Annotated in this window: 14 protein-coding genes; 8 read left to right on the plus strand and 6 right to left on the minus strand. The window is 67.2% G+C overall.

The features are described 5' to 3' along the window. Positions 1-105 precede the first annotated feature (105 nt). From BW949_RS12425 to dnaQ, 4 genes are read left to right on the plus strand one after another with little or no spacing between them, the layout of a single operon-like run. Complete coding sequence (locus BW949_RS12425) at positions 106-705, plus strand: Maf family protein (protein ID WP_076366560.1); 600 nt, start codon at positions 106-108, stop codon at positions 703-705. Further along, entirely contained in the window at positions 702-1538 is an 837-nt protein-coding gene (locus BW949_RS12430) for a shikimate dehydrogenase (protein WP_076366562.1), read from the plus strand. Before BW949_RS12425 ends, BW949_RS12430 begins: the two co-directional genes overlap by 4 nt. Then, positions 1535-2137 (plus strand): dephospho-CoA kinase, encoded by a 603-nt coding sequence (coaE, locus tag BW949_RS12435; protein WP_076366564.1) that lies wholly within the window; start codon positions 1535-1537, stop codon positions 2135-2137. The genes BW949_RS12430 and coaE overlap by 4 nt, the downstream gene beginning before the upstream one ends. Beyond that, entirely contained in the window at positions 2118-2822 is a 705-nt protein-coding gene (gene dnaQ / locus BW949_RS12440) for a DNA polymerase III subunit epsilon (RefSeq protein WP_076366566.1), read from the plus strand. The genes coaE and dnaQ overlap by 20 nt, the downstream gene beginning before the upstream one ends. A gap of 30 nt (positions 2823-2852) precedes the next feature. On the opposite strand, the gene BW949_RS12445 is transcribed toward dnaQ, so the two are convergent. The 3 genes from BW949_RS12445 to BW949_RS12455 all read right to left on the minus strand — a co-directional run bounded on the left by BW949_RS12445 (position 2853) and on the right by BW949_RS12455 (position 6133). Beyond that, positions 2853-4244: a TRAP transporter large permease gene (locus BW949_RS12445; RefSeq protein WP_076366568.1), complete on the minus strand. Its 1392-nt coding sequence runs from the start codon at positions 4242-4244 to the stop codon at positions 2853-2855. 3 nt (positions 4245-4247) lie between these two features. Beyond that, complete coding sequence (locus BW949_RS12450) at positions 4248-4928, minus strand: TRAP transporter small permease (protein ID WP_076366570.1); 681 nt, start codon at positions 4926-4928, stop codon at positions 4248-4250. 191 nt (positions 4929-5119) lie between these two features. Further along, positions 5120-6133: a TRAP transporter substrate-binding protein gene (locus BW949_RS12455; RefSeq protein ID WP_076366572.1), complete on the minus strand. Its 1014-nt coding sequence runs from the start codon at positions 6131-6133 to the stop codon at positions 5120-5122. 259 nt (positions 6134-6392) lie between these two features. Here BW949_RS12455 and BW949_RS12460 point away from each other — a divergent pair, with 259 nt between their 5' ends. Beyond that, on the plus strand, positions 6393-7247 hold the full coding sequence (locus BW949_RS12460; RefSeq protein ID WP_076366574.1) for a hypothetical protein: 855 nt from the start codon (positions 6393-6395) through the stop codon (positions 7245-7247). A gap of 11 nt (positions 7248-7258) precedes the next feature. Beyond that, a complete protein-coding gene (locus BW949_RS12465) occupies positions 7259-8845 on the plus strand; it encodes a glycosyltransferase (RefSeq protein WP_076366576.1) in 1587 nt (528 codons plus the stop codon). 28 nt (positions 8846-8873) lie between these two features. Here the strand turns inward: BW949_RS12465 and BW949_RS12470 are convergent, their stop codons facing one another. After that, positions 8874-10511, minus strand: a complete 1638-nt coding sequence (locus tag BW949_RS12470) for a calcium-binding protein (protein WP_076366578.1) — start codon at positions 10509-10511, stop codon at positions 8874-8876. Positions 10512-10549: 38 nt separating this feature from the next. Then, a complete protein-coding gene (locus BW949_RS12475; RefSeq protein ID WP_083947759.1) occupies positions 10550-11938 on the minus strand; it encodes a UDP-glucose dehydrogenase family protein in 1389 nt (462 codons plus the stop codon). Positions 11939-12131: 193 nt separating this feature from the next. Between BW949_RS12475 and BW949_RS12480 the strand changes: the two genes are divergently transcribed. Then, on the plus strand, positions 12132-12887 hold the full coding sequence (locus tag BW949_RS12480; protein WP_083947756.1) for a metallophosphoesterase: 756 nt from the start codon (positions 12132-12134) through the stop codon (positions 12885-12887). A gap of 61 nt (positions 12888-12948) precedes the next feature. Here BW949_RS12480 and BW949_RS12485 read toward each other — a convergent pair whose 3' ends face one another. Then, positions 12949-13536: a sugar transferase gene (locus BW949_RS12485; RefSeq protein ID WP_083947757.1), complete on the minus strand. Its 588-nt coding sequence runs from the start codon at positions 13534-13536 to the stop codon at positions 12949-12951. Positions 13537-13603: 67 nt separating this feature from the next. Here BW949_RS12485 and BW949_RS17595 point away from each other — a divergent pair, with 67 nt between their 5' ends. Continuing rightward, positions 13604-13732, plus strand: a complete 129-nt coding sequence (locus BW949_RS17595; protein ID WP_268875852.1) for a hypothetical protein — start codon at positions 13604-13606, stop codon at positions 13730-13732. Positions 13733-13883: the final 151 nt, after the last annotated feature.

Raw genomic sequence — 13883 nt, forward strand, 5'->3', positions numbered from 1 at the left:
CTCTGGACAAACCTTGCTGATTTCTTGACAAGATGGACCCATATCCCCTGGCATCCGCCATCACCGGAACCGCCCCCAGGGCGCCCATGAATTGCCCACAGATCCATGCACACCCCCTTGATCCTGGCGTCAGCGTCCGAAACCCGTGCCCGCCTGCTGCGCAACACTGGCATTCTGCCCGTGATCCAGCCGGCCCGGCTGGACGAAGCCGCCATCCGTGACGAACTGAGCGCGCTGGGACTCGACCCTGCCCGCCAGGCCGAGGTTCTGGCCGAACGCAAGGCCATGACCATTTCAGCGCGCAATGCCGCCACCATCGTTCTGGGTGGTGACCAGATCCTTGATTGCGAGGGGCGCATCTTCGCCAAGCCCCACACGCAGGAGGAAACCTGCGCCCAGATCGCCGCGCTTTCGGGGCGCCAGCACCGGCTGACCACGGCCGTCGTGGCCGCGCGCGGCGGCGAGATCCTGTGGCGGCACACGGTCGAGGCGCATCTGACCATGCATCAGATCCCCGAGCCCGAGATCCGTGCCTATGTCGCGCGGAACTGGCCGGGGCTGAAGCATTCGGTCGGCGGCTACAAGATCGAGGAAGAGGGCCTGCGTCTCTTCTCGCGGATCGAGGGCGATTATTTCTCGATCCTGGGCTTGCCGCTGGTCGAATTCCTGACCTTCCTGCGCGAAAAGGGAGACATCGGCTCATGAGCGGCGCGCGCATTCCGCTGGCCGGCGTGATCGGGGCGCCGGTGGCGCATTCGCGCTCGCCCTTGCTGCATGGGCATTGGCTGGCCCGTCATGGCCTGCCGGGTCATTACGTGCCGCTTCATGTCGAGGCCGCGGATCTGCCGGCGGTGTTGGCCGCCCTGCCCCGCGCGGGCTTCGTGGGCGCCAATGTCACCATCCCGCACAAGGAAGCCGTGCTTTCCCTGGCCGACGAGGTCACCGCGACCGCGCGTCGGATCGGGGCGGCGAACACGCTGGTCTTCCGCTCCGACGGCAGCCTTCTGGCCGACAACACCGATGCCCATGGCTTTGCCGCCAACATGCGCCAATCCGCGCCCGACTGGCGGCCCGAAACCGGCCCTGCGGCGGTGATCGGGGCCGGGGGCGCGGCGCGCGCCATCCTTGCGGCGCTGCTGGATCTGGATGTGCCGCGCATCCGCATCGCCAACCGCACGCTGGACCGCGCGCAGGCGCTGCGGGCCGAGTTCGGGTCCCGCATCGACGTCTGCGACTGGGACGAACGTTCGGATATGCTGGACGGCGCGGTGACGCTGGTCAATTGCTCGTCTCTGGGGATGGTGGGCAAGGCGCCGCTGGAGATCGCGCTTGATGCCCTGCCGGCTTCGGCCACGGTCTGCGACATCGTCTATACCCCGCTCGAGACACCGCTTCTGCGCGCGGCGCGGGCGAAGGGCTGCGTGGGTGTCGACGGTCTGGGGATGCTTCTGCATCAGGCCGCGCCCGCCTTCGAGCATTGGTTCGGCATCCGCCCCGAGGTTGACCAGACCCTGCGCGATCTGGTTCTGGGGACATGAAAGGGCCGTTCCGTCTGGGCCTGACCGGCTCGATCGGGATGGGCAAATCGACCACGGCGCAGATGTTTGCCGCCGAAGGGGTTCCGGTCTGGGATGCCGATGCGACGGTGCATGCGCTCTATGCGCCGGGCGGGGATGCGGTCGCGCCGGTGGGCGCGGCTTTCCCCGATGCACTGCGGGATGGCGCCATCGACCGGGCCGCGCTCAAGGCGGCGCTGGCGCGCGATGCGGGCGCGCTGGCGCGGCTCGAGGCGATCGTGCACCCGCTGGTGGCCGCAAGCCGGGCCGCGTTCCTGCGCGCCCATGCCGATGCCGGGCTGGTGCTGCTGGATGTGCCGCTTCTCTTCGAGACCGGGCTGGACGCCGATCTGGACGCGACGCTGGTCGTCAGCGCACCGCCCGAGGTGCAGCGCCGCCGCGTTCTGGCGCGCCCCGGCATGACCGGCGAACAGCTGGATCTGATCCTGGCGCGGCAAATGTCGGATGCCGACAAGCGCGCGCGCGCGACCCATGTCATCGAAACCCGCGACATGGAGAGCACGCGCGCTGAAGTGCGGGCCCTGATCGAAAGGTTACGCGATGCGCGAGATCGTTCTTGATACCGAAACCACCGGCTTCGACCCCGAAAGCGGCGACCGTCTGGTCGAGATCGGCGCGGTCGAGCTGATGAACCACATGCCCACGGGGCGGATCTATCACCAATATATCAACCCCGAACGCGACATGCCGGTCGAGGCCTTCAACGTCCACGGCCTGAGCGCGGAATTCCTGTCCGACAAGCCGAAATTCGCGGAAATCGTGCAGGAGTTCCTGGATTTCGTGGGTCAGGACGCCAAGCTGGTGATCCATAACGCCAGCTTCGACATGAAGTTCCTGAACGCCGAGCTGAAATGGGCGCGCAAGCCGATCCTGCCGATGAGCCGCGCGATCGACACGCTTCAGATGGCGCGGCAGAAATTCCCCGGCTCGCCGGCGACGCTCGATGCGCTGTGCCGCCGCTTCGGGGTGGATCTGTCGGTGCGCGAGAAACACGGCGCCCTTCTCGACAGCGAGCTTCTGGCCGAGGTCTATCTGGAACTTGTCGGGGGGCGTCAGCCGGGGCTGGTGCTGTCTGCCGCGCAAGATCGTGGCCCGGTGCAGAGCGGACCGGGCGAAGATTGGCGCCCGCGTCCGCGGCCCGTTCCGCTGCCCCCGCGGCTGACCGAGGAGGAAGCCGCCGCCCATGCCGCCATGGTCGAGAAGATGGGCGAAAAGGCGATCTGGCTGCGCCGCAGCCCGAAATGAAAAGGGGCCCCGCGGGGCCCCTTCGTGGTTCTAGCGGATCACCGTTTCCGGCCCCATGATCTGTGTCGGCAGCCAGATCGACAGTTCCGGCACGAAGGTCACCAGGATCAGGAAGATCGACAGCACGCCCAGGAACGGGAGGGCGGCGCGCACCACGCGCATCAGCGGCATTCCCGCCACGCCCGAGGTCACGAACAGGTTGAGCCCGACAGGCGGCGTGATCATCCCGATCTCCATGTTCACCACCATGATGATGCCCAGGTGGATGGGGTCCACGCCCAGCTCCATGGCGATGGGAAAGACCAGCGGCGCCACGATCAGGATCAGCCCCGAGGGCTCCATGAACTGGCCGCCGATCAGCAGCAGGATGTTCAGCATCACCAGGAACATGATCTTGCCGAAGCCCGCGTCGAGCATGATCCCCGCGATCTCCTGGGGGATGCGTTCCTCGGTCAGCACATGCTTGAGGATCAGCGCATTGGCGATGATGAACATCAGCGTGATGGTCAGCTTGCCGGCGTCGAACAGCGTGTCGCGCGTGTCGCGGTGGAAGAAGGCGGTGACCAGCGCATGCGGCCGGCGCAGCAGCGACGTGGGCCGCCCGTCCGGGTTCGACAGCGGGCCCATGTCGCGGTAGACGAAGCTGGCCACGAAGAAGGCATAGACCGCGGCCACCGCGGCGGCTTCGGTCGGGGTGAAGATCGCCTTGGTGACGCCGGGAAAACCATAGAGCCCCACCATGATGATGACGATCAGCATCAGCCCCCAGAAGCTGTCGGCAAAGGACAGAAAGACCTCGCGCCAGCCTTGCCAGGTGCCCTTGGGCAGGTTCTTCCAGATGGCAATGCCCAGGATCGCGGCCATCAGCATGACACCGGCCAGGATGCCCGGAAACACCCCGGCCAGGAACATCCGCCCGACCGAGACATCGGTGGCCGAGGCATAGACCACCATCACGATCGACGGCGGGATAAGGATGCCCAGCGTGCCGGCGTTGCAGATCACCCCGGCGGCGAAATCCTTGCTGTAGCCCACCTGCCGCATGGCCGCGATCACGATCGAGCCGATCGCCACCACGGTCGCGGGCGACGACCCCGAAAGGGCGGCGAACATCATGCAGGCCAGCACCCCGGAAATGGCCAGACCGCCCGGCAGATGGCCCACGCAGGCCACGGCAAAGCGGATGATCCGCTGCGCCACGCCGCCCGTCGACATGAAGCTTGAGGCCAGGATGAAGAAGGGAATGGCCAGGAGCGTCGCGTGGCCGGCCATGGCGTTGTAGAGCGTCTGCGCGATCGAGGCCAGCGAGGTGTCGGAATAGATCAGCAGGAAGATCATCGACGACAGGCCCAGCGAGATGGCGATCGGCACGCCGATCAGCATCAGCCCGATGATCAGAAGAAAGAGGAAGGCGATCTGCATGGCTCAGTCTTCCGTGTTCAGGTGGCGGGCATCGACGACGGCATCTTCGGCCTCGTGGCTGACGATGATGCAATCGCGCCGGCCGCGGATCACGTGCCAGCCGGCTTCGAGCAGGCGCACGAACATCAGGAACGCCCCCAGCGGCACGATCAGATAGGGCACGACGCGGGGCATCTTCTCATAGGCTTCGCCCTGATTGATGAGCGGTTCGAGAAAACGCAGGAAATCGGGAATGGGGGTCACGTCCAGCTCGTACCAGGCCTGATCGCGGGTGCGCTCGAAGCCGGTGGGGAACCAATGCCCCGAGGTCCGGTCAAGCCCCGCGAAGGGCGCCCAGAAATCCCACGCGCCCTTCATCAGCAGGGCCGCATAGATCAGGCAGGCCGCCACCGCCGTCAGGGTGATGATCCGCCGGCCCTTCGGCGGCAGGACCGCCAGCAGGATATCCACCCCGAGGTTCGCGGTGATCTTGATCGCATGGGCCATCCCGAACAGGACCAGCCAGGCAAACAGCACCAGCGTCGCCTCGAGCCCCCAGATGATGGACGAATTGAAAACGTAGCGCAGCACGACATTGACGAAGGTCAGCAACGTCATCGCCCCCATGATCAGGGCAATGGCGGTTTCCTCGAAGCTGTGCACCAGCCGGCCTAAGGCGGTCTGGGGAACGAAGGCGCGGCTCATCCGGGCGGCCTCTCTACTTTCGGGCAGGGCCGGCGGGCGCCGGCACGGGTCGGAACAAGGGGGGACGCGCGCCCCCCGCGGCATGCTCAGGGGGCAGGGTGCGACCTTGCGGCCCCGACCCTGCCCCCGGCGTGTTCAGAAGATGCGGCATGCGAAGGGGGGCGGGCCCGCAGGCCGCGCACCCCGATCGGTCAGTGACGCGTGTTGACCTCCTGGGCGAAGTCGATCTTCTCCTCGCCGATCCCGTCCTTGAACTGGTCCCAGACCGGGCGCATCGTGGCCGCCCAGGCGGCGCGCTGTTCGGGGGTCAGTTCGCGCACGGTATAGCCGGCGTCGATGATCGCCTGACGGGACTTGGCCTCGACCTCGTTGACCTGGGCGTTCCGGGTCTCGGTCACCTCATGCAGGATGCGCGAAAGATCGTCGCGCACCGCCGGATCGAGGCCGTCCCACCAATCCACCGATACGACGACCAGATAGTCCAGCACGCCGTGGTTGGTTTCGGTGATGCCGTCCTGCACCTCGTGGAACTTCTGGCCGTAGATGTTCGACCAGGTGTTTTCCTGGCCGTCCACGACGCCCATTTGCAGCGCGCCGTAGACCTCGGAGAAGGCCATCGGCTGCGGCGAGGCGCCCAGCGCCTCCATCTGCGCGATCAGCACATCCGAGGGCTGGACGCGGAATTTCAGACCTTCGGCATCCTCGGGCAACACCAGCGGCGTGTTGGCCGAGAATTGCTTCATGCCCGAATGCCAGAACTCGAGGCCCAGAAGACCGCGGCGTTCCATCGAGGCCTTCATCTCCTGGCCGACTTCCGAGGCCTGGAACTCGTCGACCGCATCCATGTTCTTGAACATGAAGGGCAGGTCGAAGATGCTGAAGACCTTGGTGAAGGCTTCGAATTTCGACAGCGACGGCGCGGCCATCTGGACGTCGCCGGCCAGCATCGCCTCAAGCACCTTGTCGTCGTCGTAAAGGGTCGAGTTCGGATAGACCTCGACACAGACGCGGCCGTTCATCTCCTCGTTGACGCGATCGGCGAACAGCTGCGCGGCAATCCCCTTGGGGTGACGGTCGGCATTCGTCACATGCGAGAACTTGATGGTCATCTCGCCCGGATCGCATTGCGCAAAGGCGGCGGTGCCGCTGGCAAGGCTTGCGGCAAGCGTCAGCGCCGCAAGAGTTGCGGTGGTCGTCTTGGACATGTCTCTTCCTCCCGGTTCGTTCCGTGGCCGCCTATGGTGCGGTCTGCGGTCAGTCTGGCGGTGGCGGGTCGCCTTCGTGCCGGCTACTTTGCCCCAAGCTGGCATGCCAAGCCAAGTCAAATTTGCGTTCCTGGGGCCCGGAACGTATGTCGCAACGCACCCGCGGGGGCCCTGCGCGCCAATCTAGCCCTTCCTTGACACCGCTAGATTGGCTAGTCAGGGGCGATCCGCCGCCCGAAGGAAGGACAGAGGTGCCGCGATGGTGGTCCGACACGAGCGCCCCAGCCCCGATCCGCAGTATCGCGTGACCGCGCCCCTGATGCTCAGCCTTGCCGACGGAACCACGGTGAAGCTGCGCCAGTGGACGACGCGGGCGGTCTATGATCCCGCGCTCGAGGCGGCGGATCTGTCGGGCGCGTTGCTGTCCATTCCGTTTCAGGGGGTCACCCTCACCTTTGCGGTCGCGCTGGTGCCGGGCGATCTGCCGCGGGAATTCCTGTTCGACGGGCTCAACAGCCGCCAGCGCGAGATCCTGGGGCTGTTTCACAAGAACCTGCTCAGCGGGCGGATGGTCGACACCGGCGAGATGATCGCGGCGCTGGATGCGCCGGTCGATCTGGTCCCCATGGAGGAGACGCCCCGCGAACGCGCTGCCGCCACCGCCGATCTGATCCCGCAGGGCTGGCGCGCGGCGGGCATGGTGGCCGTCTATGCCGGGCTCTTCGTTCTGGTCTTCGGCTTTCTGGGCGGGCTGGCCTTCAACCGGCTGAACTGGGTCGAGACGCCGGTCGCGCAGGTGATCGGGCCGGCCGCGGCGGCGGACGGCGGGTTCACGGTGGCCGCGCATCTGCCGGCGGATCGGGTGATGGATGTCTGGACCGGGATGCGCGGCGAGGTCGCGGCCATGTCGAACGGCCGGCGCATCGAGACCCAGGCCCGGATCGTGGCGATCGCGCCCGATGCGGCGGGGGGGCTGCGGCTGACGCTTCAGGCCGCGCCGGTTGACGCGGGGCAGGCCGACGAGGAGCAGGCCTTCGCGCCGGGCCAGCCGGTCGCGGTGTCGCTGTTTCGCAACAGCCTGCGACGGCTGATCTTCGGTTCGGACGCAGGCTGAGGGCGGCGCCCATGTCCGATGGCCGCCGCGCGCCCCAGATCCATGCGCTCGAGAAGCGGATCGCGGCGACGGTTGCCGCGCTCGAGTTGCCCGAAGGCCAGCGCCCGCCGCGCTATGACGGGGCCTTCGTGGCGCAGGCAGCGCTGGTTCTGGGTGCGCTGGTCGCGGCGGCGATCCTGGTGCCGAACCGATTTCTCGACCCGTCCTTCCGGCATCTGTCCGTGGCGCTGGGTCTTCTGGGGCTGTGGCGGTTCAGCTGGTGGTTCAATCACGCCCTGCGGGCGGTCTGGTTCCGCCGGCGGCGCTGGCCGGGAATGCGGGCGCGGGCCGATGCGCTGTGGCAGGGCGGCTGGCGGCCGCGGCGTCTGCATATCCAGATGACCACCTACCGCGAGGAACCGGCAATCACTCGCCGCGTCCTGGCCTCCATCGTGTCGCAGGTGCGCCGCGAGAAGGTGCCGACCTCGCTGTGGGTGGGGACCGGATCGGCCGGCGACGAAGCGGTGATCCGCGATTACATCGCCACCCATGCCGCTGATCTGGGCGCCGATCTGCTGGAGGTGGTGCTGATGCGCCAGAACCAGCCGGGCAAGCGCATGGCCATTGGCATGATCCTGCGGGGCATGGCGCGTCAGGGCGTCGAACCAGACGATCTTGTCATTTTCATGGACGGAGACACCATATATGGCAGCGATGTGCTGCGGAAGGTTTTGCCGGTCTTTGCCGCTGACCCCGGCCTTCAGGCGCTGACCACCGACGAGGAGGTGATCTGCCACGGCCCGGCCTGGATGGGCTCGTGGCTCAGGATGCGGTTCGCCCAGCGGCGCCTGGCGATGCAGTCGCATGCGCTGTCGGACCGGGTGCTGACGCTGACCGGGCGCTTCAGCGTCTTTCGCGCGCGCCACATCATCGACGCGCGTTTCATCCGCACGATCGAGGCCGACCATCTGGATCATTGGCTGTGGGGGCGGTTCCGCTTCCTGTCGGGCGACGACAAGTCCACCTGGTATCACCTGCTCGCGCGGCGGGCGCGCATGACCTATGTGCCGGACGCCTGCGTCTATACCGTCGAGATCGTGTCTGGCCGCGGCATCCAGCGCATGAACGAGAATTTCCGCCGCTGGTCGGGCAACATGCTGCGCAACGGCACGCGCGCGATCGCGCTGGGCCCGCGGGTGGTGCCGCCCTTCATCTGGTGGTGCCTGATCGACCAGCGCATTGCCATCTGGACGGTGATGGTCAGCCCCGCGCTGGCGCTCTTTGGCGCGCTGCGCGACCCGTTCTATCTGGCCAGCCTGATGATCTGGGTCGTGGCCACGCGGCTGGTGCTGGTGTCGGTTCTCTACCGCCATGCCCGCCGCGCCGAGATGGCCTGGACGTTCCTTCTCTACGTCAACCAGATCTTCAACGCGACGGTGAAGATCTACATGATCTTTCACCTGGCGCGCCAGAAATGGTTCAACCGCGGCAACCAGAGGGCGCAGGCGGCGCGCATCGGCTGGAAGGATGCAGTTGCCAAGATCCAGATGCTGACCAGCGTCGCGGCTTTCCTGACCCTGCTGGGGATCTATGCCGGCGCCCTGCCGGTGCCGTTCTAGGCCGGGCAGGGGGGGGCCGCCTGGCGGCTCAGGCCAACAGGATCTGATCTGCAAGCGCCGCGATCGGATCGAAGACCGATGTGCTGCCCTGCACCATGATCTCGACCCCGTCCAGGCTCAGCTCGACCGCGCCGCCGCTGCCCAGGCTCAGGTGATCGGTGATCTGGTCGCCATCCGCCAGCGAAAGCCCGACCAGCATGATCGTGTCGAGCGCCCATTCGAAGCCCAGGATGAGATCGGTGGTGCCATCGGCGGCTTCAGGCGTGAAGACGAAGACGTCACTGCCGTCGCCGCCGTTCAGCAGATCCGCCCCGGCGCCGCCTTCCAGCGTGTCGCTGCCGGTGCCGCCCGACAGCGTGTCCTGGCCTGCGCCGCCCGACAGGCTGTCGTTGCCCGCGCCCCCGGCCACGAGATCCGCGCCATCCTCGCCCGAAAGCGTGTCATTGCCGCCTTCGCCCCAAAGCTGGTCGTCGCCGTCCCCGCCTTCGAGAAGATCCTCGGCCGCGCCGCCATAGAGCGTGTCGTCGCCGCTCTCGCCGACCAGCGTGTCGCGCCCGTCGCCGCCTTCCAGCGAATCCGCGCCGCTGCCGCCGCGCAGCATGTCGGCGCCGGTCTCGCCGAACAGGCTGTCATCGCCGGAATTGCCGTTCAGCACATCGTCGCCCGTTCCCCCCTGCAAGAGGTCGTGGCCCGTGCCGCCCGAAAGGTCGTCGTTGCCGTCCGATCCGGCCAGGATGTCGTTGCCGGTGCCACCCGACAGGCTGTCGTTGCCGGTGCCGCCGACAAGGCTGTCGTCGCCGCTGCCGCCCCACAGCGTGTCATTGCCCAGGCCCCCGGACAGAAGGTCCGCGCCAGCATCGCCCCAGATAAGGTCGCTGCCGCTTTCCCCCCACAGCTGGTCATCGCCGCTGTTGCCGTGCAGCGTGTCATCACCGCTGCCGCCCCAGAGCGTGTCATCACCGGTCCCGCCCAGAAGATCGTCGTAGCCGTCGCCGCCTTCCAGCGAATCCGCGCCGCTGCCCCCCGACAGCGTGTCATCGGATTTCCCGCCCGACAGCGTATCGTCGCCGCTGCCGCCCGACAGGCTGTCGCGGCCGCTGCCGCCCGACAGGCTGTCGCGGCCGCTGCCGCCGGTCAGCAGATCGCCGCCCGCATCCCCCGCAAGCGTGTCGTCGCCGGTGTCCCCCGACAGCGTGTCATCGCCGCTGTCGCCGGACAGGTCGTCATCAGCGGTTCCGCCCGACAGGGTGTCGTCGCCGCTGCCGCCCGCCAGCAGATCCGCGCCGTCGCCGCCCTCGAGCAGGTCTTCACCCGCGCCGCCCGACAGCGTGTCGTGTCCGCTGTCACCGCGCAGCGTATCCTCCCCGGCGCCCCCCGACAGGCTGTCGTCGCCGCGCGCACCGGTGATCAGGTCGTCGCCGCTGCCGCCGGTCAGATCATCGTCTTCATCGCTGCCGGCAAGGGTCGTGGCCGCGTCGCGCGGGCCGCGCGCGGGCAAGCCGGTGTCGCCGTCCCGCGGGCCGTGGCCGCGCGCGCCGGGCTGCGGGATGCCCGCGTCATTGCGCAGATCATTCGGCGCCGCAGCGGGCAGGGTGTCACGGCGCGCCGCGGCACCGTCGATGTCGGACATGCGGGACCGGATGGGGCTGACCAGGTTCAGGCTCATTCTGGGGTTCCTGTCGTTTTCCAGCGCAGGGGCGCGGCTTACCAGCCGATGCCCGAGACGCTCTGCGGTTGCTGACTGCGGTCGCGGAACAGGCGGGCGACGTCGATCACCGGCGTTCCGGTTTCCGACACCGCCTGGCGATAGGCGTCGCAGGAATGGGTGACGATCACCGCCTCGGCGCCGGCGATGGCGGCCTCGGGGGTGGCGCGCAACATTCCCGCCAGCCGCGGCGCCAGATCGCGCAGCCCCGGCGCGGCGTGGCGCACATAGTCAAGCTGCGCCTCGATACGGGTTTCGGCGGTGACGGCGCGGTCATGCGCGGTCACGTCGACCCCGTCGGCATGAAGGGCGGCGATCACCTCCAGAATGGGGGATTCGCGCAGATCGTCGGTGCCGGGCTTGAAGGCCAGCCCCAGCACCGCCACCCGCCGCGCCCCGGTCCGGCGCACCATCTCCAGCGCCTCGGCGATCTGGGCGCGGTTCGAACGCTCGAGATTGCGGATCATCGGCAGATCCACCCCCAGCGCGCCGGCCAGATGGGTGACGGCGCGCACCTCCTTGGGCAGGCACGAGCCGCCATAGGCAAAGCCGGGCTTGAGGTAATAGGGCGACAGGTTCAGCTTGGTGTCGCGCACGAAGATGTCCATGACCGCGTGGCTGTCCACCTCGAGCGGCTTGCACAGCCGCCCGATCTCGTTGGCGAAGGTGACCTTGGCCGCATGCCAGACATTGTCGACATATTTGACCATCTCGGCGGTCTCGATCGAGGTCAGGACCGGCGCCGGATCGACGGGCTCGTAGATGCGCGACACGATCGCCGCGGCGCGGTCGTCGCTGGCGCCGATCACGGTCTTGGGCGGGGCGTTGAAATCGGCAACGGCCACGCCTTCGCGCAGGAATTCGGGGTTGAAGCACACGCCGAAATCCACGCCCGCGACCCGGCCCGAGGCGCGCTCGATCTCGGGGACCATGACGCCCATCGTGGACCCCGGCGGGATCGAGCAGCGCATGACCACCACGTGATAGGCGTTCTTGACGCGCAGCCCCTGGCCGATGGCCTGTGCCGCGGCACGGATATAGCGCAGGTCGCACGACCCGTCCTCGGCCGTGGGCGTGCCGACCGACACGAAGGTGACGTCGGTGTCCTGCACCGCGCGCACCAGATCGTCGGTGGCCTCGATCAGCCCGGCCTCGCAGCCTTCGGACAGAAGCCGGTCCAGATCGTGTTCGTGCAGGGGCGCGCGGCCGGCGCGGATCGCATCCACCTTGACCGGGTCCAGATCCACCCCCACGACCCGATGGCCCAGCGCCGACAGACAGGCGGTCGAGACCGCGCCGACATAGCCCAGACCGACGACCGAGATCGCCGGGCGGGTGTCGATCACTTCGAAGGGACGGAAGGCTTGCGGGCTTGCCTGGTGCAGCATCGGACTCTGGGCCTCGGTTTGCATTAAGGTTTTGTTAACCTTAAGAAGCTGGTGAAAAGCGGCAGAACTTGGCCAGGCTCCGGGCGGTTTCGGGATCATTTTCGACCGCGCATGGGTCACGGCTTGCGTCCGGCGGCCGTCCGCGGTTCGCTGGGGCCGTCTGCCCTTGCATCTGTCACGGAGGCTCCGGCCCATGCGACTGAACTTCCTGCGGCGCACCCGCACCGCCCACCCGGTGCCCGCGCCCACCGCGTTTTCGGGCGATCCGGCGCGCTGTGCAGAGCCGGTGGTGGCCATCGGCGATGTGCACGGCGAGGCCGATCTTCTGGCGCAGCTTCTCGAACGGATCGACGCGCAGCATCCGGGGCACCGGATCGTGGGCCTGGGCGATTACATCGACCGGGGCGAGAACAGCGCGCGGGTGCTGGAGCTGCTGGAGCAGGCCGATGCGCTGTGCCTGCGCGGCAATCACGAAGAGATGCTGCTGGATTTCCTGGACGATCCGGCGGGCCGGGGCCCGTCATGGCTTGGCAACGGCGGGCTTCAGACGCTTTTCAGCCTGCGCGTGGCCGGGCCCACCGCCAGCACCGACCCGGAGGCTTTGCACAAGGTGGCACGGGATCTGGCCGCCGCGCTGGGTGCAGACCGTCTGGCCTGGCTGCGCGGCCTGCCGCGGTCGTGGCAAAGCGGCAATGTCGGCTTTGTCCATGCCGGGGCCGATCCCGCGCTTGCCTTCGACAAACAGCCCGACCGTGCGCTGACCTGGGGGCATCCGCACTTTGCCAGAGCGCCGCGGGCCGACGGGCTGTGGATCGTGCATGGCCACCGTGTCGTGCCCGAGGCGACGATGGCAGACGGGGTGATTTCGGTCGATACCGGTGCCTATGCCACCGGCCGATTGTCGGCCGTGGTCCTGAATGACGCGGGGGTGTCGTTCCTGTCAACCTGAACCGGCATGAAAAACGCCACCCGCGGGCGGATGGCGTCAGGACGTGCCGGCTGGTCGGGGCTTAGTGCCCGGTGCCGCGCATCACCACCCCGGCGGTGCCCAGCATCATGCCCAGATCGGTCGCCAGCGACACCTGACCCAGATACTCCTCGTCGAATTTCACCTGGTCGACGAAGGCCGTGGTGCCGCGGCCCGACAGCTGCCACGGCCCGGTGATCCCCGGACGCAGCTTGAAATAGGCCTGCCCACCGGCGGCGCGATAGAGCTGCTCCTGATCTTTCAGGAAGGGCCGCGGTCCGACGAAGCTCATCGTGCCGTTGAACACGTTGAAAAGCTGGGGCAATTCATCAAGCGACGTCTTGCGCAGGAACTGCCCGATCCGCGTGATCCGCGGGTCGACGCGCAGCTTCTGGTAGGTATGCCACTCCTGCGCGACCTGCGGGTCGCGTTCGCACATCTCGCGCAGGCGCGCTTCGGCATTCACGGCCATGGTGCGCAACTTGATGCAGTTGAAGGTCCGTCCGCCCAGCCCGATGCGCGGCTGCACGAAGAAGCCGGGCCCGCCGTCCAGCCGGACAAGCGCCCACAGAAGAAAGATGACCGGAAGAAGGATCGGGGCAATCAGAAGCGCGATCAGCAGATCGAGCATCCGTTTGCCGAAAGAGAGATAAAGGGAAGGTCGGTCTTCCTGGCGGGTTGCCGCGCCAGGAAGCGGAATGGCCGCGCTGAATGAAGACGCGCCGAACTTGAAAGAGTCGTTCACAGTTTTGGCCCCCGAACAAAACACAATCACCCAAGACGAGGTGGGCCCCGTCCACGTCCCAAGATTGGCAGCAGATGTGTGACAACCACAGAACGTTTCGGATTAAGTAAGATCACGTTAAGCAGATCGGCCGATTCCGGTCAATAAATGTGCTTAACAAAAGATTAACGATCAAATTACCGACGTTTAACAGCTTTTGGAGCAGCGTCTCTGACCAATCAGTATAGCCCAGG

The sequence above is a fragment of the Phaeovulum vinaykumarii genome (assembly GCF_900156695.1).
GTDB lineage: Bacteria > Pseudomonadota > Alphaproteobacteria > Rhodobacterales > Rhodobacteraceae > Bieblia_A > Bieblia_A vinaykumarii.